The organism is Dactylosporangium maewongense, assembly GCF_039531485.1.
GTDB classification, from domain to species: Bacteria; Actinomycetota; Actinomycetes; order Mycobacteriales; family Micromonosporaceae; genus Dactylosporangium; species Dactylosporangium maewongense.
Window position 1 is genome coordinate 77,908 of record NZ_BAAAQD010000018.1, and the last position, 20,133, is coordinate 98,040.

A 20,133-nucleotide genomic window follows, 5' to 3' on the forward strand; every position below is an offset into this window, starting at 1 on the left:
GGCATGACGGTCTCCTGACTCGGTGACGCGGTTGGAGTATCGACGGTCCGATCGCAGGGGCGCCGGGGTCACCGGCGGCCACGCCAACACACGACGAGGAGACCGACTGTGGGTGGTGTCGGCCTGCAACGTGGATCGGTGGGTCTGGCGCATCTGTTCCTCGCTTGGCGGCTGTGGTGTTTCCTGGGCCGTGAGACGCCCGCCGCCGGGTTCCGCTGGAAGCGGTCAGCCCCGGGACGGGCAGCGAAGAATTCGTACGATGCGCATATTCCTAAGCTATCGTTCAGTTCCACGATGTGCGACGTCATCCCGCGATCTGGACGCAGTTACCGGCGGGTTCACCTGTCGGAAGTCCGTCAGGGCGTTCGTCGGGGCGTACGGCAGGACGCTCGTCAACGCGCCAGGAAGTGCCAGCCGAGCCACCACCAGAAGCCGAACATCGCGATCCGGCCGACCGGCAGCGGGCCGACCCGGTAGCGCATGACGACGCCGCAGACCTCGCCGAGCGTCGGCACCTTCGAGCCCTCCCGCCGGGCGGCGATCTCGACCACCGCGAAGAGCCCCAGCGACACGGCGAACGCGGCCGCGATGCCCACCTGCGCAACCGTCATCGCCGCACCCCCGCCATCGCTGCCTTCCCCGCCCGCGCGACCGTCATCGCCGCACCATCGCCCAGAAGGCCCACAGCCAGCCGAAGTAGGCGGCGGCGCGGGCCAGGTAGTGCTCCAGCAAGGGGTCGGCGAGGCGGGACAGCGTCGGATAGGCCCGCGACCCGATCAGGAACGTGACGCCCTCGATGACCGCGAAGAGCCCGACCGGCAGCAGCCACCACGCCGCCGCCCGGGGCAGTCGCGCCGGCGCGGGACGCTTCGGCACGGTGGCGGACATGCCGAGCCACAGCAGCGCTCCCCCGGCGCCGAGGACGAGCAGGTTGGCCCGCAGGGAGAACGACGGCAGCGCCCCGCCCACCAGGGCGATCAGGGCGAAGACCGGGGCGAGCACAACCGGGCGGGCCCAGCCCCGGTCGACCTCCGCAACCAGCTCAGGTCGGTCCATCCATCGATTGTCACCGGCGCGACACCCGGTGTGCCAGCGATGTCAGCCCCCGTTTAACCCTGATCTGCCAGGACGACCGATTCCGTGAGCGCGGTGCGGATCGCGGCGATCACCTCGTCGACCGTGCCGGTCGCGCTGAACCCGGCCGCGAAGCGGTGCCCGCCGCCGCCGAGACCGACGGCGACCCGGCTGACGTCGACGGCGCCCTTGCTGCGCAGCGAGACCGACCACTCGTGCGGCCCGATGGGCTTCACCACGCAGGCGACGTCGGCCTCCGCGACGCAGCGCACGGAGTCGATGAGCGCCTCCACCGCGCCCGCGGGCTGGCCGAACTCGGCGAGGTCGTCCAGCGTCACGTAGGTCCACGCGAGGCCGAGCCCGCCGGCGGGCTCGAACGCGGTGCGGGCCAGGGCCACGCCGAAGAGCCGGACCGCGCGGTGGGGCCGGGTGTCGAACAGGCGGCGGGAGACGTCGCCGACGGGGATGCCGGTGGCGATGAGCCGGGCCGCGAGCTCGTGCACCGCCGGCGTGGTCGAGCCGTGCTTGAAAGAGCCCGTGTCGGTGGCGAGCGCCACGTACAGGCACTCGGCGATCTCGGCGTCCAGGGCCACGCCGAGCCGGCCGAGCAGCCCCTCGGCGACGACCGACGTCGCGGCGGCGGACGGGTCGATGAGGTTGACCGCCCCGAAGCCGGGGTTGGACGCGTGATGGTCGAGCACGATGCCGACCGGGGCGGCGGCCAGCACGCCGGCGAGGTCGCCGAGCCGCTCGACGCTGGCGGCGTCGAAGACCAGCATCGCGTCGGGCGTGGGCGCGGGCGGCGTGACGGCGGCCGCCGGGACCAGCATGGACACGCCCGGCAGCTCGTCGAAGGGCGCGGGCACGGTCAGCGGGCCGGGGAAGGTCGCCTCGACGACCAGCGACGGGGCGAAGCGGCGCAGCCCCAGCGCGAAGCCGAGCATGCTGCCGAGGGCGTCACCGTCGGGGTTGACGTGGCAGGCGAGCAGCACGCGAGCGCCCGGGGGCAGGCCGCGCAGCGCTGAGACAGCTGCGGCCCACTCCCCGGGCGACGGTTGCGGTGCGGTCACCGACGGTCCTGGCCGACGACGACCTCGTCGTCGGCGCCTTCGGCCCCCGCCTCGTCGTCGACCTTGTAGGGCTGGGCGTCGCCCGCATAGTGCGCCCCGGCGGCCCGTCGCTGGACCTCCGCGTCGGCGTTGCGCGCGGTCGCCAGCAGGTCGTCGATGTGCTTCACGTGCTCCGTCACGTCGTCGTGCACGAAGGTGAGGCTCGGCGAGTGGCGCAGCCCCAGTGCCTTGCCGACGGTCGAACGCAGCAGCCCCTTGGCGCTCTCCAGCGCCGCCGCGGTGCCCGACTGTGCCGTCGCGTCACCGAGCACCGTGTAGAACACGGTCGCCTCACGCAGATCAGCGGTGATCCGCGCGTCGGTGATCGTGATCATCCCCAGCCGAGGGTCCTTGACCTGCGTCCGCACCACCGATGCGACGAGCTCTTTCACCCGCTCGGCGTGCCGGCGCACCTTTGCCGGATCCGTCATCTCGAACACCTCCGCAGCCAAAACGATCTGACCAACGCTCTGACACTACCCGCGCCGCGACCTGGAGGCCGCGTCCAGCGCCCCGGACCAGGCGCGGGTTTACTCGTCATCGTCACCGTGCAGCCGGCGGCGCACGGAGAGCAACTCGATCTCGGGGCGGCCCGCGACCGCCCGCTCGATGGTGTCCAGGACCTCCCGCACGTGCCCGGCCTCGGCGGCGACCACCGCGACGCCGACCTCGGCGCGTCCGTGCAGGTCGAGGGCGCCGACCTCGGCGACCGACACCTCGAACTTGCGCAGGTAGGCCACCAGCGGCCGCACGTAGGCGCGCTTGGCCTTCAGTGAACGGGAGTCACCGGGCAGAAGCATGTCGAAGACCGCGGTTCCGGTATACACGGCCCAAGATCCTAACGACTCTACGGAAGTCTGGCCACCAAGATAAAAGCAGGTGAGACCGGGAGTGGTGCGGCGTCCTCGACGATCGGGCGCGGGCTGCGCCGGGGCAGCCCGGCGCCGGCGCCGCCGCCGCGGCCCGGGTACACGTAGATCGACGTCGGGTCGACCGCGTCGACGGCGGCGGTCACGGCCGGAAGGCTCCGGAAGCGGTCCCAGTCGCCGGTCTCGGCGAAGCCGAGCTCCAGCACGACCCCGAACGGCTCGGCCTGCCAGATGAAGTCATGCGCCCCGTGCGTCACAGCGGCCTCGAGCAGCGACCGCGACCAGGCGTCCCGCCACTGCCGCGCCGGGGTAGCCCCGTCGCGGACCTCGATCGACCACCAGACGAGGTTCATGACGCATCGACGGTACGCCCGAAACCAACATCAAAGAAAGGGCCGCCGCGAACCCGCGGCGGCCCCTCTCAGCTGGACGGCATCAGCCGCGCGGCTTCTCCCGCAGCTCCCAGGTCTCGATGACGTCACCGAGCTGGATGTCGTTGAAGTTGCCGAGCGTGATACCGCACTCGAAGCCCTCGCGGACCTCGGTGGCGTCGTCCTTGAAGCGGCGCAGGCCCGCGATGGTGAGGTTGTCGGAGATGACAGCCCCGTCGCGGAGCAGGCGCGCCTTGCTGTTGCGCCGGATGAGCCCGGTGCGGACGATGCAGCCCGCGATGTTGCCGAAGCGCGACGAGCGGAAGACCTCGCGGATCTCCGCCGTGCCGAGCTCGACCTCCTCGTAGATGGGCTTGAGCATGCCCTTGAGCGCGGTCTCGATCTCCTCGATGGCCTGGTAGATGACCGTGTAGTACCGGATCTCCACGCCCTCGCGGTCGGCCAGCTCGCGGATGCGACCCTCGGCCCGCACGTTGAACCCGATGACGATCGCGTCGGACGCGCTCGCCAGGTTGACGTCGTCCTGGGTGACGGCGCCCACGCCCCGGTGGATGATCCGGAGCTGGACCTCGTCGGCGACGACGATCTTGACCAGTGCGTCCTCGAGCGCCTCGACCGAACCCGAACCGTCACCCTTGAGGATGAGGTTGAGCGTGGTCTTCTCGCCCTCCTTGAGCTGGTCGAACAGGTTCTCCAGGGTGACCCGGCCGGTGCGCGAGGCCATCTCGGCCGCGCGGCGGCGGGCCTGCCGCTGCTCGGCGATCTGGCGCGCGGTGCGGTCGTCGTCGGTGGCGAGGAACGTGTCACCGGCGCCGGGCACCGAGGTCAGACCGAGCACCAGGACCGGACGGGCCGGCCCCGCGGACGGCACGGGCGTGCCGTTCTCGTCGAGCATCGCCCGGACGCGGCCGTAGGCACGGCCGGCGACGATCGAGTCACCGACGTTGAGCGTGCCCTTCTCCACCAGCACGGTGGCGACGGGACCACGGCCACGGTCGAGGTGCGACTCGATCGCGATGCCCTGCGCCGGACCGTCGATCGGCGCGCGCAGGTCGAGCGCGGCGTCGGCGGTGAGCAGCACGGCCTCGAGGAGACCCTCGATGTTGATGCGGCTCTTCGCGGAGATGTCGACGAACATGGTCTCGCCGCCGTACTCCTCGGCGACCAGGCCGTACTGCGTCAGCTCCTGACGCACCTTGGCCGGGTTGGCGTTCTCCTTGTCGATCTTGTTGACCGCGACCACGATCGGCACCTCGGCCGCCTGGGCGTGGTTCAACGCCTCGATCGTCTGGGGCATGACGCCGTCGTCGGCCGCGACCACCAGGACCACGATGTCCGTGGCCTGCGCACCACGGGCACGCATGGCGGTGAACGCCTCGTGACCCGGGGTGTCGATGAAGGTGATCGCGCGGTCCTCGCCGTCCTCGCCGTGCGGCACGTGCACCTGGTAGGCACCGATGTGCTGGGTGATGCCACCGGCCTCGCCGGCCACGACGTTGGTGGAGCGGATCGCGTCGAGCAGCTTCGTCTTACCGTGGTCGACGTGACCCATGACGGTCACGACCGGCGGCCGGATGACCAGGCGCTCCTCGTCGACGTCGGCATCGATGTCGATGTCGAAGCGCGCGAGCAGCTCGCGGTCCTCGTCCTCGGGGCTGACGATCTCGACGTTGAAGCCCAGGTGCTCACCGAGCAGCAGCAGGGTCTCGTTGGTGCACGACTGGGTCGCCGTCACCATCTCACCCAGGTTGAACATCTCCTGGACGAGCGAGCCCGGGTTGGCGTTGATCCGGTCCGCGAAGTCGGACAGGGAGGCACCCTGCGGGAGCCGGATCGACTGACCCTGACCCCGGGGAGCGCCCGAACCCATCGTCGGCGCGGACAGGTTGTCAAACTCTTGTCTGCGCTGCTTCTTGGACTTGCGGCCACGGGTCGGCCGGCCACCGGGACGCCCGAAGGCACCCGCGGCACCGCCGCCGCGACCACGGCCACCGGCACCGCCGCCGCCGGGACGACCGGCACCGCCGACGCCCGCGCCGGGCGCGCCGCCGCCGCCACCGGGACGGTAGCCACCACCGGCTCCGGCACCGCCGCCGCCGCCACCGGGACGGAAACCGCCACCGGCACCGCCGCCGCCACCGGGACGGAAACCGCCACCGCCGCCGCCACCGGGACCGCCGGGACGACCGCCGCCACCGCCGGAGCGGAAGCCACCGCCGCCACCGCCGGGACCGCCACCCGGACGACCGGGACGGTCACCGGGCCCACCGGCCGGGCGACCCGGACGCTGGCTCGGCATCTGCGACGGGTTGGGCCGGGGGCCGCCCATCGAGGCCGGGTTGGGCCGCGGAGGCATCGCGGCCGGGTTGGGCCGCGGGATGTTGCCGCCACCCGGTGCGGGCCGCGCCGGAGCGCCGCCGGAGACACCGAACGGGTTGTTGCCCGGGGAGCGCGCCGGCGGGCGGGCGCCGCCGGGACGAGGCCCCTGGCCTGGACGTGGGGCACCCGGGGTCGGCGCGGCACCCGGCTGGGGCGCCGGCGTCGCCGGACCGGGACGCGGGCCGGGCGTCGGCGCACCACCGCTGGGCGGCGGCGTGCTCTCACGCCTGGTGGTCTCCCGCTGGCGGGCCTCCTTCGCGGCCTTCAGGGCCGCGTCCTGGTCCGCCTTCAGCGCGGCGGCGCGCTGCTCGGCGGCCGCCACCTCGATGTCGTGCGCGCTCGTCGGCTTGACCGCGGGAGCCGCGGGGCGCGGCGGGCCGGGGATCGGGCCACGCCCGCCACCGGGTCCGCCACCCGCGGGCGGCTGCGGCCGCTTCGGGGGCGCGAAGGGCTTGGCTGCCGGGACTGCCGGGCCCGGACGCGGTGCCGTGGGCACTGGCGCGGCCGAGGGAGCCGACGATGCCGGCGCAGGAGGAGCCGAGGGTGCCGGTGCGGCCCCTCCGGATTCGAAGCTCGCTCGCAGCCGGCGCGCCACTGGCGCCTCGACCGTGCTGGATGCGGACTTCACGTACTCGCCAAGCTCCTGCAGCTTTGCGAGCACGGTCTTGCTCTCGACCCCGAGCTCTTTTGCCAGCTCGTGTACGCGGGCCTTGCCTGCCACTACACTCCTCACCTCGAGGCCGGGCGGCATGGGTCCGCGCCGACCTCACTCGTGCACTTGAAGCCTGGTCATCTCAGGGACTTCATCGTGTGCTCATGTCCGTCGTCCTACCTTGCGTGTCCGGGTGGGGCATCTCGCGCCCACCATCGGCGGTTCCGATCACTGCGATTGCTCCGCTGCCGCCAGGGTGACGGCTTCGGCCAGCGGGCCGGTGTCGAGGACTCCGGCGATACGCAAGGCCCGCCCGAAGGCGCGCCGACGCTCCGCTAGCGCCAGGCAAGCCGGATCAGGATGCAGGTGCGCTCCCCGACCCGGCCGTCTGCGGGCCGGATCGGGGACGGCCATGAACTGGTCAGGGCCGGACTCGATCGCGACAAACCGCAGTAACTCGGAGGATGACGCACGCAACCGGCAACCAACACAGGTGCGGACCGGGGGCGTGCGACGAACCGTCAAGAAGTCTACCCTGCGCTTTCGGCTTGTGCCGCGCCCGGTCCCGTGACGTGATCGACGTTGCCGGCCGAACCGTTGTCGGCGGCGCCGTCCGTGGCATTGTCCGGGCGGATGTCGATGCGCCAGCCGGTGAGCCTCGCGGCGAGCCGCGCGTTCTGGCCCTCACGGCCGATGGCCAGGGAAAGCTGGAAGTCCGGGACGGTCACCCGGGCGGCCCGGTTACCCGCGTCGACGACCTCCACGTTGAGCGCCTTGGCCGGCGACAGCGCGTTGCCGACGAACTGGGCGGGGTCGTCCGACCAGTCGATGATGTCGATCTTCTCGCCGTGCAGCTCGCTCATGACGGCCCGGACCCGCTGACCCATCGGGCCGATGCAGGCACCCTTGGCGTTGACCCCGGCGACCGTGGTGCGCACCGCGATCTTCGTACGGTGACCTGCCTCACGTGCGATCGCGGCGATCTCGACGGTCCCGTCGGCGATCTCCGGGACCTCCAGGGCGAAGAGCCGCTTCACCAGGTTGGGGTGGGACCGCGACAGCGTCACCTGCGGCCCGCGGAAGCCCTTCACCACGTGGACCACGATGCACTTGATGCGCTGGCCGTGCTCATACCGCTCGCCCGGCACCTGCTCCGCCGCGGGCAGCAGCCCCTCGATCTTGCCGAGGTCGATGGAGACGATGCCCTTCTCGGCGCGCGCGTCGTGCGCCTGGATCACGCCGGTGACCAGGTCGCCGTCGCGGCCGACGTACTCGCCGAAGTGCACCTCGTCGGTCGCCTCGCGCAGCCGCTGCAGGATGACCTGCTTGGCGGTCATCGCCGCGATCCGGCCGAAGTCGTGCGGGGTGTCCTCGTACTCGCGGACGATCGTGCCGTCCTCGTCGAGGTCCTGCGCCAGCACTGACGCCGCGCCGCTCCTGCGGTCGATCTCGACGCGGGCGTGCGGGTTGGCCCCCTCGGTGTGCCGGTACGCGGTCAGCAGCGCGGTCTCGATCGCCGCGAGGATGGTCTCGAACGGGATCTCCCGCTCACGCTCCAGCGCGCGGAGCGCCGCCAGGTCGATGTTCACGCCTCGTCCTCCCCTTCCTCGTCGTCGTCATCGTCTTCGTCATCCGCGAAGTCGTCGTCTTCGTCATCTGGCAGCTCGGCCAGACGCTTCATCTCTACCTGCACCCGGCCGGGGCCGAGGTCCTCGAAGGCGACCGTCCGCGCGGCGCCCTCCACGTCCAGGGTCACCCCGGTGTCGCTCACCGCCGTCACCCGGCCGGTGACGGGCACGCCGGCCGCGTCGACCTGCACCAGGCGGGTCCGGTTGCGCCGCCAGTGCCGCGGCTCGGTCAGCGGCCGGTCGACCCCGCGGGAGCCGACCTCCAGCTCGTACTCCCCCGCGATCAGCTCGTCGCCGCCCGCCTCGGCCTCGTCCAGCGCGGCCGACACGGCCCGCGACACCTCGGCGACGGCGTCCAGGTCGACACCCCGGTCGCTGTCGACCGCGACCCTCAGCAGGTGCCGCCGCCCGACCCGGCTGACCTCGAGCTCCTCCAGGTCGAAGCCCGCCGCCACGACGACCGGCTCGACGACCTTCCGCAGACGCTCGCGGTGCGCGCCGGCGTCACGGGCCCCAGCATCCCGCGAACCGCCGCTGCGGCGATCCCGCTGCTGAGCCATGATCGACACCTTCTCTCTGCACCGCCATGGGCGCGTCACGCCCACCCGGCAGCTCTGGCACGGCCTCACGCCGCCCGCGTCGGTACCCACGGGCGGCTCCCCGCAGAGCGTAACGCGACGTGACCTCCGGCGTTCCGGCGGCGCTCCCACCGTGTCCCCACCCGGGTCCCACCGTGTCCCCACCGTGTCTCCACCCGAGGTCTCACCCGTGTCGCGCCGGAGGCCACGACCGCGGGTCGTGTTCCCCCAAATCGCGCTGAATGGTGTTCACTGTGCGCGTGTCCTCCCGCAGAGCCGTCCTCGCCGCCGCAGCCGGGGTGGTGGCGACCCTCGCCGCCTGCGACGTCCCGAAGCGGTCCGCGGCGACCTGGCACCCGGCGCCCGATGTGCTGTTGCCGCTGCTCACCCGCACGGTGGCGCTGCGGGACCGCTACGCCGAGGTGCTCACCGCGTTCCCCGCCCTGCAGGACCGGCTCGGCCCGCTCAAGGACGACCACGCCGCGCACGTCGTCGCGTTGGCCCGCGAGATCGGCATCGACGAGCACGGCCCGATGCCGGTGGCGAGCGCGTCCGCCGGGCCGGTCGTGCAGGACCAGGCGGCCGCGATCAAGGAGCTCGTCGGGCTGGAGAAGACCGGCCAGGACGACGCGACCGGCGCCTGCCTGGCCGCTCCGTCCTACCGGGCGGCCCTGCTCGGCTCCATCGCCGCCTGCCGCGCCGCACACGTGGAGATCCTGACATGACGACGCCCGCCGACGAGCGGCTCGTGGCGGCGCTGCAGGCCGAGCACGCCGCCATCTACGCCTACGGCACCGCCGGCGCCAAGCTCGACGGCGGGACGGTCGGCCTGGCCCGCAACGCCGAGTCGGCCCACCGCGCCCGCCGCGACGACCTCGTGGTCCGGCTGTCCGGCGCCGGGGTCACGCCACCGCCCGCGGCGCCCGCGTATGCGCTGCCGTTCCCGGTCACCGACCGCGCGTCGGCACTGAAGCTCCTCGCCATGGTGGAGGACCGCACGGCCGCACAGTGGCGGCTGGCGCTGCCGCCGACCTCCGGCGAGGTGCGCAAGCTCGCCGTCGACGCGCTCGTCGACTGCGCCACCCGGGGCGCCGCCCTGCGCCAGGCGGCCGGCACGACGCCGCTGACCAGCGCGTTCCCCGGCAAGGCCTAGAAACCCGACAAACAGGGCGATCCGGCCTCGCGAGATCTGAAACCTCCGGTACTCCCGAAAGCGTGCCATCGCAAGGGCGCAGGACCCCACGGACGTGTCCGCTCCGCGACGATCGTTGCATCACGCCACGAGCGTCCGAACGAGAGGAGACCGACATGCGCCGCACCGCTTGGGCCGGTCCGACGATGCAGCCGCGTCGTTAAACACACCGTCTCGTGAGCCCTGCCGTCCGGGAAGAGCACCACCTGCGCCTTCCCGGACGATCAGGTCTCACACTCCGATGACCCTCCCGACCAGATACGTCGCACCGGCCGCCGCCGCACCGAGCAGCAGCTGCCGGACACCCGACGCCCACCAGCGCCGGCGGGTGTACCGGGCGATCAACGCCCCGGCGACGAACAGCCCGCCACCGCCCGCGGCCAGCGCCGGCCACAGGCTGGTGGCGCCGAGCAGATACGGCAGCAGCGGCACCAGCGCGCCGATCGAGAAGCACACGAACGACGACCCGGCGGCCACCCACGGGCTGGGTGCCTCGTCCGGGTCGACCCCGAGCTCCTCCTGCGCGTGGACCCGGACCGCTTCGTCGATGTCCCGCCCCAGCGTCGAGGCGACCTCCAGCGCCAGGTCCGGCGGCAGCCCCCGGCGCTCCCAGATCCTGGCGAGCTCCTCGGCCTCCTCCTGGGGGAAGCGGGTCAGCTCCCGCCGTTCCTTCGCCACCTCCGCGGCGACCTGCTCGTTCTGCGCGCGGACGCTGGTGAACTCGCCCAGCCCCATCGAGATCGCCCCGGCGACCAGGCCCGCCGCCCCGGTCAGCACGATCGTCCGCGGCGCGATCCCGCCACCGCCGACACCGGCGATCAGCGCGATGTTGGTGACCAGCCCGTCCATCGCCCCGAACACCGCGGCCCGCAACCACCCACCCGAGACGTCGGCATGGTGATGCGCGTCCAGCGCTGCAGGATGCGCCGCGGGGTGCCCCGCCGGATGCCCCGCAGGACTCGTCACGGCAGGGTCAGGATCTCGAAGCCGTCGTCCGTCACCACGATGGTGTGCTCGAACTGGGCGGTCCACCTGCGGTCCTTGGTGACGACCGTCCAGCCGTCCTTCCAGATGTTGTAGTCGTGCGTGCCGAGCGTGATCATCGGCTCGATCGTGAACGTCATCCCGGGCTCCATCACCGTGGTGAGCCGCGGGTTGTCGTAGTGCGGCACGTAGAGGCCCGTGTGGAACACCTCGTTGATGCCGTGGCCGGTGAAGTCGCGCACCACGCCATAGCCGAAGCGCTTCGCATACGCCTCGATGACCCGCCCGATCGCGTTGATCGGCCGGCCGGGCGCGACGGCCCGGATGCCCCGCATCATCGCCTCGCGGGTCCGCTCGACCAGCAGCCGGGCCTCCTCGGTGACGTCACCGACGCAGAACGTCTGGTTGGTGTCGCCGTGCACCCCGCCGATGAACGCCGTCACGTCCACGTTGAGGATGTCGCCGTCCTCGATCACCGTCGAGTCGGGGATGCCGTGGCAGATCACCTCGTTGAGCGAGGTGCAGCACGACTTCGGGAACCCCTTGTAGCCCAGCGTCGACGGATACGCCCCGTGGTCGCAGAGGAACTCGTGCACCACCCGGTCGATCTCGTCGGTCGTCACCCCCGGCTTGGCGTGCTCCCCCGCCAGCACCGTCGCCTGCGCGGCGAGCCGGCTCGCCACCCGCATCCGCTCGATGATCTCCGGGGTCTGCACGTCCGACCCGCGCTGCTTGCTCGGCCCGCGCTTCCCCACATACTCGGGGCGCGCGATCGAGGCCGGAACCTGACGCCAGGGTGTTTGCGTGCCGGGGGCGAGCGGTGCGCGGACGGTCATGCCGAAAAGCCTAACGCGCATCAACACGACATGGTCTGGGTAACCCCCTGAGCATGATCGACGACGACCGCGTCTCCCAGCGCGCCGAGGACCTCCTGCCCGAAGAGCTCGCCGCCGGCAGCGACGACCCGAAGGCCCAGGCCGAGGCCCTCCTCGCCGACTCCGAGGACCGCGAGCACTACCGCGAGACCGCCCCCGACCTGCGCATCGACCACCGCACCTCGGACGAGGCCGCCGCCACCGGAGACGAGGCCGCCGCCACCGGCGAGTAGCCGAGCCGGCTCACGGCCGCGCGTACGCCGAGGCGCGGTAGGCGCGGGCGGCTTCGATGAAGGCGGCGAAGACGCGGAAGTCGGTGGTGTCCTCAGGGTGCCACTGGACGCCGACGGCGAAGGGCTTCGACGGGTCCTCGACGACCTCGATGAGGTTGTCGTCGGGGCACCAGCCGGTCGGGGTCAGCGTGCCGGGATCGGCGCAGCCCTGGTGGTGGAACGAGTTGACCATCACCGAGTCGCCCAGGATCTTGGCGGCGAGGGTGCCACCGGTCAGGACGACGGGGTGCTCGCCGAACTTGGGGCCGCTGACGGGGCGGTGGTCGTTGTGGCCCAGGACGTCGGGCAGGTGCTGGTGGAGGCGGCCGCCATACGCGACGCACATCAGCTGCATGCCGCGGCAGATGCCCAGCAGCGGCAGATCCAGGGCGAGCGCGGCGCGCATGAGCAGCAGCTCGGCGGTGTCACGCTCGGGCTTGACCTTCGTGGTGGCGTGGGGCGGCTCGCCGTAGAGGTCCGGGTTCACGTCGGAGCCGCCGGTGAACATGATCCCGTCGAGGCCGTCCAGGACGTCGATGTCGGGGTCGTCGGGGGTCACGAGGACCGCCCGGCCGCCGGAGGAGTGCACCGCGTGCACGTAGGACAGTGGAAGCACGGCCGAGAAGGTGTCGTTGAGCCCGAAGCGGGTCTCCTCGGCGTAGGTGGTCAGTCCGATCACCGGTCGCGACATGCCCATCAACTTAATCCCACCGGGGCGAGGTTGTGGAGGATCTCGAGTGCCCTGTCGCGGGCGGCCTCCGGGGCGAGGGTGATGAGCGGGTCCCAGTTCAGGTCGTAGAAGACCTCGGTGACGCCCTGCGTGCCGAGCCACGCGGCGCCCTCGCGGACCTGCTCGTAGCTGCCGGACAGCGGCGGCCGGCCGTCGGAGTCCAACTCGGTCTCGGTGAGCTTGACCACACCGCGGCAGACGATCCTCGGCGAAGCGCGACCGGAGGACCTGGCGCCCTCCAGTACAAGAGCGACATCCGACGCGATGTCGGACAGGTCGGTGGCGGAGCGGCTGACCCAGCCGTCGCCGATCTCACCCGCCCGGCGGATCGCGGCCTCGACGGCGCCGCCGAGGAGGATCGGCACGCCGGGGCGCTGCACCGGACGGGGCTCCATGCGGCCGTCCGGCACGGTGTAGAACTCGCCGTCGAACGAGGCGGCGCCCGACCACAGCGCCCGCAGCACCGCGACGTATTCGCGGGTCCGCGCCGCCCGCCGCGCCATCGAGGCGCCGGTCGCGGTGAACTCGTCGGACGACCAGCCGGCGCCGAGCCCGAGATCGACCCGGCCGCCGCTGAGCACGTCGAGGGTGGCGACCTGCTTGGCGAGCACGACCGGCGACACGAACGGCAGGTTGATCACGGCCACGCCGAGGCGGATCCGGCTGGTCCGGGCGGCGGCGAAGGTCAGCGCGACGATCGGGTCGAGGACGCTGCGGTACATCGGACCGTCCGCCGACAGCAGCCGCTGGAAGGTCCACAGCGAGTCGTAGCCGAGCCGCTCCGCCTCGGTGGCGATCTCCGCAAGGATCTCCGGCGTGGCCCACGACCCGGACACCGGCAGTCCGCACCCGATGCGCATGGCTCCCAACCTACCCAGGAATCGCCCGCACGAGGGCGGCAAACGGGCGGACGTCCAGGGCCTCCTCGGGGTGCCACTGGACACCGAGGACGAAGCGGCGCTCCGGGTGCTCCACGGCCTCGATCACGTCGTCGTCGGCCCATCCGGTGACGGTGAGCGCGCCCGCGTCGTCGACGGCCTGGTGGTGGTAGGAGTTGACCTCCGCCGTCCCGCCGAAGATCGCCTCGGCCCGGGAGCCGGGCGCGAAGCGGGCCGGGTGCGCCCCGTAGACGCCGGGGCTCGGCTGGTGCCGCTCGTTGCCCAGGACGTCGGGCAGGTGCTGGGTGAGCGTGCCGCCGCAGGCGACGGCGAGCAGCTCCATGCCGCGGCAGACCCCCAGCACCGGCAGGTCGGCGTCTAGCGCCGCGGCGAGCACGGCCAGCTCGCCGCTGTCGCGGTCCGGGCGGGTCTTCGTCGACGGGTGGGCCGGCGCGCCGTAGTGCGCCGGCTCGATGTCGGCACCGCCGGCCAGGACGAGGCCGTCGAGGCGGCGGACCAGGTCGGCGGCGTCGTCCGCCGACGGGGGCAGGATGACCGGCCGGGCGCCGGCCGCCCGCACCATCCGCACGTACCCCTCGGGGACGAGCACCGCCCGCGTGTCCCACACGCCCCAGCGGGCCGGCTCGACGTACGCGGTGATCCCGACCAGTGCGGTCACAGCGGCGTCACGTACGCGCCGGTGATGCCGCCGTCGACGAGGAACGTGGAGGCGGTGATGAACGACGCGTCGTCGCTGGCGAGGAACGCGACCGCGCCGGCGATCTCCTCCGGGGCGCCGAAGCGGCCCATCGGCACGTGCACGAGGCGCCGCGCGGCCCGCTCGGGGTCCTTGGCGAAGAGCTCCATGAGCAGCGGGGTGGCGATCGGGCCGGGGCACAGCGCGTTCACCCGGATGCCTTCGCGGGCGAACTGCACGCCGAGCTCGCGGGTCATCGACAGCACCGCGCCCTTGCTCGCGGTGTAGGCGATCTGCGAGGTGGCGGCGCCGAGCAGCGCGACGAAGCTCGCGGTGTTGATGATCGAGCCCTTGCCCTGGGCGCGCATGTGCGGGATGGCGTACTTGCAGCAGAAGTAGACGCTGGTGGTGTTGACCTTCAGCACCCGCTCCCACGCCTCAAGGCCGGTGTCGAGGATCGAGTCGTCGTCCGGCGGGGAGATGCCGGCGTTGTTGAAGGCGATGTCGAGCCGCCCGTGCCGCTCGGCGACGCCGTCGAAGAGCGCCCTGACCTGCTCCTCGTCGGAGACGTCGGCGGCCACGAACTCGCCGCCCACCTCCTCGGCGGCGGCCTTGCCGGCGTCGGGGTTGAGGTCCACGACGACGACCTTGGCGCCCTCGGACGCGAACCGGCGCGCCGTGGCGAGCCCGATGCCGCTGCCGGCGCCGGTGATGACCGCGACCCGGTCCTGGAGACGAGCCTGCACTTAGACCTCCGTGCTGAAGAAGACGTTCTTGACTTCGCTGAACGCGGCGACCGCGTCCGGGCCGAGCTCACGGCCGAGGCCGGACTGCTTCACGCCGCCGAACGGCGTCCAGTACCGCACCGAGGAGTTGGAGTTGACGCTGAGGTTGCCGGCCTCGACGCCGCGGGCGACGCGGATCCCGCGGCCCAGGTCGCCGGTCCAGATGGAGCCGGACAGGCCATACTCGGTGTCGTTGGCGAGACGGATCGCGTCGGCCTCGTCGTCGAAGCGCAGCACCGACAGGACCGGGCCGAAGATCTCCTCGCGCCAGTGCCGGTCCTGCGTCGACTCCGCGGCGAGCACGGTCGGCGCCATCCAGTAGCCGGGTCCGCCGGGCGCGGTGCCCGTGATCAGCGCGTTGTCCACATAGGACCGCACCGATGCCAGCTGCCCCGCGGAGATCAGCGGCCCCATCTGCGCGGTCTCCAGGGCGGGGTCCTCGCACCGGAATGCCGTCACCGACTGCTCCAGCAGGCCCATGAACTCGTCGTACACGCTGGCCTGGACGAGCAGGCGGGACCGGGCGCAGCAGTCCTGGCCCGCGTTGTCGAAGACCGCGCCCGGCGCACCGGCGGCCGCCTTCGCGAGGTCCGCGTCGGCGAAGACGATGTTGGCGCTCTTGCCGCCCAGCTCCAGGGTCACCCGCTTCACCTGCTGCGCGCAGCCGGCCATGATGCGCTTGCCGACCTCGGTGGAGCCGGTGAAGCAGACCTTGCGCACGAGCGGGTGGGTGACGAACCGCTCCCCGACGACCGAGCCCTTGCCCGGCAGCACCGTGAACACGCCCTCGGGCAGGCCGGCCGCCAGGGCCAGCTCGCCCAGGCGGAGGGCGGTCAGCGGGGTGAGCTCGGCGGGCTTGAGCACGACGGTGTTGCCGGCGGCGAGCGCGGGGGCGAAGCCCCAGCCGGCGATCGGCATCGGGAAGTTCCACGGCACGATGACCCCGACGACGCCCAGGGGCTCGTAGAACGTGACGTCCATGCCGCCGGCGACCGGGATCTGCCGCCCGCTCAGCCGCTCGGGCGCCCCGGCGTAGTAGTTGAGCACGTCCCGGACGTTGCCGGCCTCCCAGCGGGCGTTGCCGATGGTGTGCCCGGAGTTGCGGACCTCCAGCTGCGCGAGCTCCTCGTTGTGCTCGTCGACGAGCGCGGCGAAGCGGCGCAGCAGCCGGGCCCGGTCGCCCGGCGCCACGGCCCGCCATGCCTGGAACGCCTGGTGGGCCTTCTCGATCGCGGCGTCGGTCTCCTCGACGCCCAGGGATGGCACCGTGGCGACCACTTCCTCGGTCACCGGCGAAATGACGTCATGCATGCGTGTTCAGAGCCTTTCGAAGCCGCGCTGGAGTTCCCAGTCGGTGACCGCCGCGTCAAACGCTGCCAGCTCGACCCGGGCGTTGTTGGCGTAATGGGCGACGACGTCCTCACCGAATGCCGCGCGGGCCAGGTCGCTGCCCTCCCACAGGGTGAGCGCCTCGCGCAGCGTCGCGGGCACCCGGGGCGCGGTGTCGTCCTGGTATGCGTTGCCGGTGTAGATGTCCTCGAGGGGCAGCTCGTTGCGGATGCCGTGCAGCGCGCCGGCGGCCATCGCGGCGATCGCCAGGTAGGGGTTGACGTCGGCGCCGGGCACCCGGTTCTCGACCCGCAGCGACGGGCCGTGGCCGACGACGCGCAGCGCGCAGGTGCGGTTGTCGTTGCCCCAGCGCACCGCGGTCGGCGCGAACGAGCCCGCCTGGTAGCGCTTGTAGGAGTTGATGTTCGGCGCGTACATGAGGGTGAACTCGCGCATGGTCGCCAGCAGGCCGGCCATGGCGTGGTGGAAGGTCGGTTCGTCGACCCGCTGCCCGTCTCTTCTCAGGGAGAAGTGGATGTGGCAGGAGTTGCCCTCGCGCGCGTTGGGCTTGGCCATGAAGGTGATCGACACGCCCTCCTGGGCCGCGATCTCCTTGGCGCCGTTCTTGTAGAGCACGTGCCCGTCGGCGTTGCGCAGCGCCTCGTCGTAGCGGAACGCGATCTCGTGCTGGCCGAGGTTGCACTCGCCCTTGGCGCTCTCCGGGACCAGGCCGGCGCCTGCCATGTCGTTGCGGATGCGGCGCAGCAGCGGCTCGATCCGGGCGGTCTGCAGCAGCGAATAGTCGGCGTTGAAGACGTTGGCCGGGGTGAGGTCGCGGTACCCCTTGGCGTACGCCTCCTCGTAGCTGTCCCGGTAGGCGATGAACTCCAGCTCCGTGCCGGTGTAGGCGGTGAGGCCGGCGTCGGCGAGCCCGGCCAGCTGCGCGCGCAGGATCTGCCGGGGCGAGGCGGCCACCGGCGACTCGCCGTCCAGCCAGCGCAGGTCGGCGAGGACCAGGGCGGTGCCGGGCTGCCACGGGATGCGGCGCAGGGTGGCGAAGTCGGGGATCATCGCGAAGTCGCCGTAGCCGGAGGACCAGGACGACATCGCATAGCCCTCGACGGTGTTCATGTCGACGTCGACCGCGAGCAGGTAGTTGCAGCCCTCGGTGCCGTGGGCGACGACCTCGTCGAGGAAGTGCTGGGCGTAGAACCGCTTGCCCTGCAACCGGCCCTGCATGTCGGTGACCGCCACGACGACCGTGTCGATCTCACCCTCGCTCACCGCAACGCGCAGCTGCTCGATCGTCAGCATCGCCCATCCCCTAAAGGTCTAGAAACAAACCATAAACTCAACCGAGCAGACCGCGCAACAGGGCGGCGGTCGCGTCGCAGTGCTCTTCCATCTCGGTGCGGGCGACGACCGGGTCGCCGCCGAGGATCGCCTCGACGACCCGCTCGTGCTGGGCGTCGGAGTGGTCGAGGTTGCGGCGCAGCACCGGGATCGCGGCGAGCAGCCGGTCCAGGCGCAGCTGCACGTCGGCGATGGAGGCGGCCACCGACGTGGAGCCGCTCGCCGAGGCGATCGCGAGGTGCAGCCGGGAGTCGTTGACCCGCCGGGTCCGCGGGTCGCGGGTGCGGGCCGCGGCCAGGCAGGCGACCAGGTGCGCCCGGTCCGCGGCGGACAGCGACCTCGTCGCGGCGAGCGCGGCCGCGCCCGGCTCCAGGACCCGCCGGAAGTCCAGCGCGTCGTGCAGCGCGTCGCCCATCTCGCGGGCGAGGGCGGCGGCGTCCTGCTCGGCGGCGTCGGGGTGCGAGTCGCCGGTGGAGCGCACCACGAACGTGCCGCCGGAGCGCCCGCGCCGCGACTCGAGGAAGCCGGCCTCCCGCAGGGCGGCGATCGCCTCGCGCAGCGTCACCCGGCTCACCTGCAGGCGCTCCGCCAGCTCGCGCTCCGGCGGGAGCCGCTCGCCGACCGGCACGAGACCCAGCCGGATCGCCTGGGCCAGGCGTGCCACGGTGATCTCGAAGGCGTTGCCGCCCCGGACCGGCCGCCACATCGGCACACCCGACAGGGGCTCAGTGGCCACCGGCATCCGCCCTCCTCGCCTCGATGGGTCCGGACGGCGTTCGCGCGCCGCCCGGACCACATCATTCCCTAGTCGACGGACGCTGCGGTGTCCTCCGCGATCGCCTCGTCGATCGTGCGGATCGGGCCCTTGAACCAGTGCTTCGCCGACAGCGTCCACCACAGCGCGGCGCCGCCGATGACCAGCAGGATCGCCAGCGGCGCGTAGTTGACGTTGAGCCAGGAGAAGTCCTTGTTGCCGGGGATCGCGGCCGGCGACAGCGGCAGCACGAAGTAGACCGAGATGACGGCGATCTCGATGACCGCGATCCAGCCCAGCACCTTGTACTTCGAGCCGAGCGTCCACGGGCCGGGCACGAACCTGTCGCCCATCCGCAGGCGCAGGTAGATCGGGATCAGGAAGGCCAGGTACAGGCCGATGACCGCGACCGAGACCACCGCGTAGAAGGCGGTGGGCGCGCCCGTCGGGCTCTTGTACAGCGCGGGCAGGGTGAGCACGAGCCCGGCCGCGGTAGCACCCAGGATCGCGTTCACCGGGGTGCCGTTGCGGTCCACCTTGGACCACAGCTGCCAGCCCGGCACGGCCCGGTCACGACTGAACGCATAGGTCATCCGGGACATGCTCGTCACGCAGCTCATGCCGCAGAAGAACTGCCCGATGGTGGAGATGAGGATGACCGCCTTGAAGAAGCCGGAGCTCAGCGACGTCTCGAAGATCGCGCCGGAGAAGCCGGCGGCCTCGGTGATCGCGTCGACGTCGGTCGCCGCGAACAGGAACGACAGCAGCAGGATCCAGCCGCCGATCGCCGAGTAGAAGATGGACTGCCACAGGCCCTTCGCGGCGGCCGTGGACGCGCCCTTCGTCTCCTCCGACACGTGCGCGCACGCGTCGAAGCCGGTGATCGTGTACTGGGTGAGCAGGAAGCCGAACGGCAGCACCAGGAACCAGTACAGCCCGTCGGAGTAGCCGGAGTGGTTGAAGCGCTCGGTGAAGACGAACTGCAGGCTCTGGTGCTTCTCCGGCACGATCACCAGGATCAGCACGACCGCGGCGGCACCGAACACGTGCCACCACACCGAGACGTTCTGCAGCACGTCGATGACGTTGTGCCCGAAGATGTTGATCGCCGCGTGCAGCACGAGGATCACCACGAACAGCAGGAACGTCAGGTACAGGTTGCCGCTGTCCCACGAGGTGTACGCGTCGAGCACCAGGCTCAGGAACGTCGCGCAGCCGTAGTCGACCGACGCGGTCACGGCGATCAGGCCGATCAGGTTGAGCCAGCCGGTGAACCAGCCGTGGATCGGCTTGCCCATCTTGGCGGCCCACCAGTAGATGCCGCCGGCCGTCGGGTACGCCGACACCAGCTCCGACATGCAGAAGCCGATGATCAGGATGAAGATCGAGATGAGCGGCCAGCCCCAGGAGATGGCGACCGGGCCGCCGTTCATCCACGCCTGGCCGAACGTGGTGAAGCAGCCCGCAAGGATCGAGATGATGGAGAACGAGATGGCGAAGTTGGAGAAGCCGCTCCACTTGCGGCGCAGCTCCTGCTTGTAGCCCAGCTCGGCGAGCCGCTGTTCGTCTGCGTCGACGGTCGGTGATGCCATGGGCACCTCCT

Annotated in this window: 23 protein-coding genes; 3 read left to right on the top strand and 20 right to left on the bottom strand. The window is 71.9% G+C overall.

The window, feature by feature from the left end; translation table 11 throughout:
- Positions 1–392: 392 nt before the first annotated feature.
- The 10 genes from ABD332_RS37685 to rimP form a co-directional block, all read right to left on the bottom strand.
- Positions 393–611: a DUF6186 family protein gene (locus ABD332_RS37685; protein WP_344507837.1), complete on the bottom strand. Its 219-nt coding sequence runs from the start codon at positions 609–611 to the stop codon at positions 393–395.
- Positions 612–654: 43 nt separating this feature from the next.
- On the bottom strand, positions 655–1,056 hold the full coding sequence (locus ABD332_RS37690) for a hypothetical protein (protein WP_344507839.1): 402 nt from the start codon (positions 1,054–1,056) through the stop codon (positions 655–657).
- Between the two features lie 53 nt (positions 1,057–1,109).
- Positions 1,110–2,144, bottom strand: a complete 1,035-nt coding sequence (locus tag ABD332_RS37695; RefSeq protein ID WP_344507841.1) for a DHH family phosphoesterase — start codon at positions 2,142–2,144, stop codon at positions 1,110–1,112.
- Entirely contained in the window at positions 2,141–2,614 is a 474-nt protein-coding gene (rbfA, locus tag ABD332_RS37700; RefSeq protein ID WP_344507843.1) for a 30S ribosome-binding factor RbfA, read from the bottom strand. Before rbfA ends, ABD332_RS37695 begins: the two co-directional genes overlap by 4 nt.
- A 99-nt stretch (positions 2,615–2,713) precedes the next feature.
- A complete protein-coding gene (locus tag ABD332_RS37705; RefSeq protein ID WP_344507844.1) occupies positions 2,714–3,010 on the bottom strand; it encodes a DUF503 domain-containing protein in 297 nt (98 codons plus the stop codon).
- Positions 3,011–3,030: 20 nt separating this feature from the next.
- A complete protein-coding gene (locus ABD332_RS37710) occupies positions 3,031–3,405 on the bottom strand; it encodes a hypothetical protein (RefSeq protein WP_344507846.1) in 375 nt (124 codons plus the stop codon).
- Positions 3,406–3,487: 82 nt separating this feature from the next.
- Positions 3,488–6,544 carry a translation initiation factor IF-2 gene (gene infB / locus ABD332_RS37715; protein WP_344507848.1) on the bottom strand — a complete coding sequence of 1,019 codons (3,057 nt, stop codon included), beginning with the start codon at positions 6,542–6,544 and terminating at the stop codon, positions 3,488–3,490.
- A 159-nt stretch (positions 6,545–6,703) separates the two neighbouring features.
- The gene (locus ABD332_RS37720; RefSeq protein WP_344507850.1) at positions 6,704–7,000 is read right to left on the bottom strand and encodes a YlxR family protein; all 297 of its coding nucleotides are present in this window, start codon (positions 6,998–7,000) and stop codon (positions 6,704–6,706) included.
- Positions 7,001–7,005: 5 nt separating this feature from the next.
- Entirely contained in the window at positions 7,006–8,064 is a 1,059-nt protein-coding gene (gene nusA, locus ABD332_RS37725; protein WP_344507852.1) for a transcription termination factor NusA, read from the bottom strand.
- Positions 8,061–8,663 (bottom strand): ribosome maturation factor RimP, encoded by a 603-nt coding sequence (rimP, locus tag ABD332_RS37730; RefSeq protein WP_344507854.1) that lies wholly within the window; start codon positions 8,661–8,663, stop codon positions 8,061–8,063. Before rimP ends, nusA begins: the two co-directional genes overlap by 4 nt.
- A gap of 278 nt (positions 8,664–8,941) precedes the next feature.
- Between rimP and ABD332_RS37735 the strand changes: the two genes are divergently transcribed.
- Both ABD332_RS37735 and ABD332_RS37740 read left to right on the top strand, forming a co-directional pair.
- Complete coding sequence (locus ABD332_RS37735) at positions 8,942–9,406, top strand: hypothetical protein (protein ID WP_344507856.1); 465 nt, start codon at positions 8,942–8,944, stop codon at positions 9,404–9,406.
- Positions 9,403–9,834 (top strand): ferritin-like domain-containing protein, encoded by a 432-nt coding sequence (locus ABD332_RS37740; protein ID WP_344507858.1) that lies wholly within the window; start codon positions 9,403–9,405, stop codon positions 9,832–9,834. The genes ABD332_RS37735 and ABD332_RS37740 overlap by 4 nt, the downstream gene beginning before the upstream one ends.
- 270 nt (positions 9,835–10,104) lie before the next feature.
- Here the strand turns inward: ABD332_RS37740 and ABD332_RS37745 are convergent, their stop codons facing one another.
- Positions 10,105–10,839 (bottom strand): VIT1/CCC1 transporter family protein, encoded by a 735-nt coding sequence (locus ABD332_RS37745; RefSeq protein WP_344507860.1) that lies wholly within the window; start codon positions 10,837–10,839, stop codon positions 10,105–10,107.
- Complete coding sequence (map, locus tag ABD332_RS37750; protein ID WP_344507862.1) at positions 10,836–11,693, bottom strand: type I methionyl aminopeptidase; 858 nt, start codon at positions 11,691–11,693, stop codon at positions 10,836–10,838. The genes ABD332_RS37745 and map overlap by 4 nt, the downstream gene beginning before the upstream one ends.
- A gap of 53 nt (positions 11,694–11,746) precedes the next feature.
- Between map and ABD332_RS37755 the strand changes: the two genes are divergently transcribed.
- Positions 11,747–11,965: a hypothetical protein gene (locus tag ABD332_RS37755; RefSeq protein ID WP_344507864.1), complete on the top strand. Its 219-nt coding sequence runs from the start codon at positions 11,747–11,749 to the stop codon at positions 11,963–11,965.
- A 10-nt stretch (positions 11,966–11,975) separates the two neighbouring features.
- On the opposite strand, the gene ABD332_RS37760 is transcribed toward ABD332_RS37755, so the two are convergent.
- From ABD332_RS37760 to ABD332_RS37795, 8 genes are all read right to left on the bottom strand, one after another.
- Complete coding sequence (locus ABD332_RS37760) at positions 11,976–12,695, bottom strand: gamma-glutamyl-gamma-aminobutyrate hydrolase family protein (protein ID WP_344507866.1); 720 nt, start codon at positions 12,693–12,695, stop codon at positions 11,976–11,978.
- A 5-nt stretch (positions 12,696–12,700) separates the two neighbouring features.
- Positions 12,701–13,594 carry an LLM class flavin-dependent oxidoreductase gene (locus ABD332_RS37765; protein WP_344507868.1) on the bottom strand — a complete coding sequence of 298 codons (894 nt, stop codon included), beginning with the start codon at positions 13,592–13,594 and terminating at the stop codon, positions 12,701–12,703.
- Between the two features lie 10 nt (positions 13,595–13,604).
- The gene (locus tag ABD332_RS37770) at positions 13,605–14,291 is read right to left on the bottom strand and encodes a gamma-glutamyl-gamma-aminobutyrate hydrolase family protein (protein ID WP_344507871.1); all 687 of its coding nucleotides are present in this window, start codon (positions 14,289–14,291) and stop codon (positions 13,605–13,607) included.
- Positions 14,288–15,055, bottom strand: a complete 768-nt coding sequence (locus ABD332_RS37775; RefSeq protein ID WP_344507873.1) for a 3-oxoacyl-ACP reductase — start codon at positions 15,053–15,055, stop codon at positions 14,288–14,290. Before ABD332_RS37775 ends, ABD332_RS37770 begins: the two co-directional genes overlap by 4 nt.
- On the bottom strand, positions 15,056–16,405 hold the full coding sequence (locus ABD332_RS37780; protein ID WP_344507875.1) for an aldehyde dehydrogenase family protein: 1,350 nt from the start codon (positions 16,403–16,405) through the stop codon (positions 15,056–15,058).
- Between the two features lie 6 nt (positions 16,406–16,411).
- Positions 16,412–17,737 (bottom strand): glutamine synthetase family protein, encoded by a 1,326-nt coding sequence (locus tag ABD332_RS37785; RefSeq protein WP_344507877.1) that lies wholly within the window; start codon positions 17,735–17,737, stop codon positions 16,412–16,414.
- A 37-nt stretch (positions 17,738–17,774) separates the two neighbouring features.
- On the bottom strand, positions 17,775–18,518 hold the full coding sequence (locus ABD332_RS37790; RefSeq protein WP_344507879.1) for a FadR/GntR family transcriptional regulator: 744 nt from the start codon (positions 18,516–18,518) through the stop codon (positions 17,775–17,777).
- A gap of 62 nt (positions 18,519–18,580) precedes the next feature.
- Positions 18,581–20,122 carry an amino acid permease gene (locus ABD332_RS37795; protein WP_344507881.1) on the bottom strand — a complete coding sequence of 514 codons (1,542 nt, stop codon included), beginning with the start codon at positions 20,120–20,122 and terminating at the stop codon, positions 18,581–18,583.
- Between the last annotated feature and the right edge of the window lie 11 nt (positions 20,123–20,133).

What these genes read in the sequence shown, in the direction of transcription:
- ABD332_RS37740 (WP_344507858.1), top strand. Translation starts at nt 9,403, where the DNA reads ATGACGACGCCCGCCGACGAGCGGCTCGTGGCGGCGCTGCAGGCCGAG.
- ABD332_RS37760 (WP_344507866.1), bottom strand. Translation starts at nt 12,695, where the DNA reads ATGTCGCGACCGGTGATCGGACTGACCACCTACGCCGAGGAGACCCGC.
- ABD332_RS37755 (WP_344507864.1), top strand. Translation starts at nt 11,747, where the DNA reads ATGATCGACGACGACCGCGTCTCCCAGCGCGCCGAGGACCTCCTGCCC.
- ABD332_RS37790 (WP_344507879.1), bottom strand. Translation starts at nt 18,518, where the DNA reads ATGCCGGTGGCCACTGAGCCCCTGTCGGGTGTGCCGATGTGGCGGCCG.
- ABD332_RS37785 (WP_344507877.1), bottom strand. Translation starts at nt 17,737, where the DNA reads ATGCTGACGATCGAGCAGCTGCGCGTTGCGGTGAGCGAGGGTGAGATC.
- rbfA (WP_344507843.1), bottom strand. Translation starts at nt 2,614, where the DNA reads ATGACGGATCCGGCAAAGGTGCGCCGGCACGCCGAGCGGGTGAAAGAG.
- rimP (WP_344507854.1), bottom strand. Translation starts at nt 8,663, where the DNA reads ATGGCTCAGCAGCGGGATCGCCGCAGCGGCGGTTCGCGGGATGCTGGG.
- map (WP_344507862.1), bottom strand. Translation starts at nt 11,693, where the DNA reads ATGACCGTCCGCGCACCGCTCGCCCCCGGCACGCAAACACCCTGGCGT.
- ABD332_RS37795 (WP_344507881.1), bottom strand. Translation starts at nt 20,122, where the DNA reads ATGGCATCACCGACCGTCGACGCAGACGAACAGCGGCTCGCCGAGCTG.
- ABD332_RS37765 (WP_344507868.1), bottom strand. Translation starts at nt 13,594, where the DNA reads ATGCGCATCGGGTGCGGACTGCCGGTGTCCGGGTCGTGGGCCACGCCG.
- ABD332_RS37690 (WP_344507839.1), bottom strand. Translation starts at nt 1,056, where the DNA reads ATGGACCGACCTGAGCTGGTTGCGGAGGTCGACCGGGGCTGGGCCCGC.
- ABD332_RS37685 (WP_344507837.1), bottom strand. Translation starts at nt 611, where the DNA reads ATGACGGTTGCGCAGGTGGGCATCGCGGCCGCGTTCGCCGTGTCGCTG.
- ABD332_RS37710 (WP_344507846.1), bottom strand. Translation starts at nt 3,405, where the DNA reads ATGAACCTCGTCTGGTGGTCGATCGAGGTCCGCGACGGGGCTACCCCG.
- ABD332_RS37780 (WP_344507875.1), bottom strand. Translation starts at nt 16,405, where the DNA reads ATGCATGACGTCATTTCGCCGGTGACCGAGGAAGTGGTCGCCACGGTG.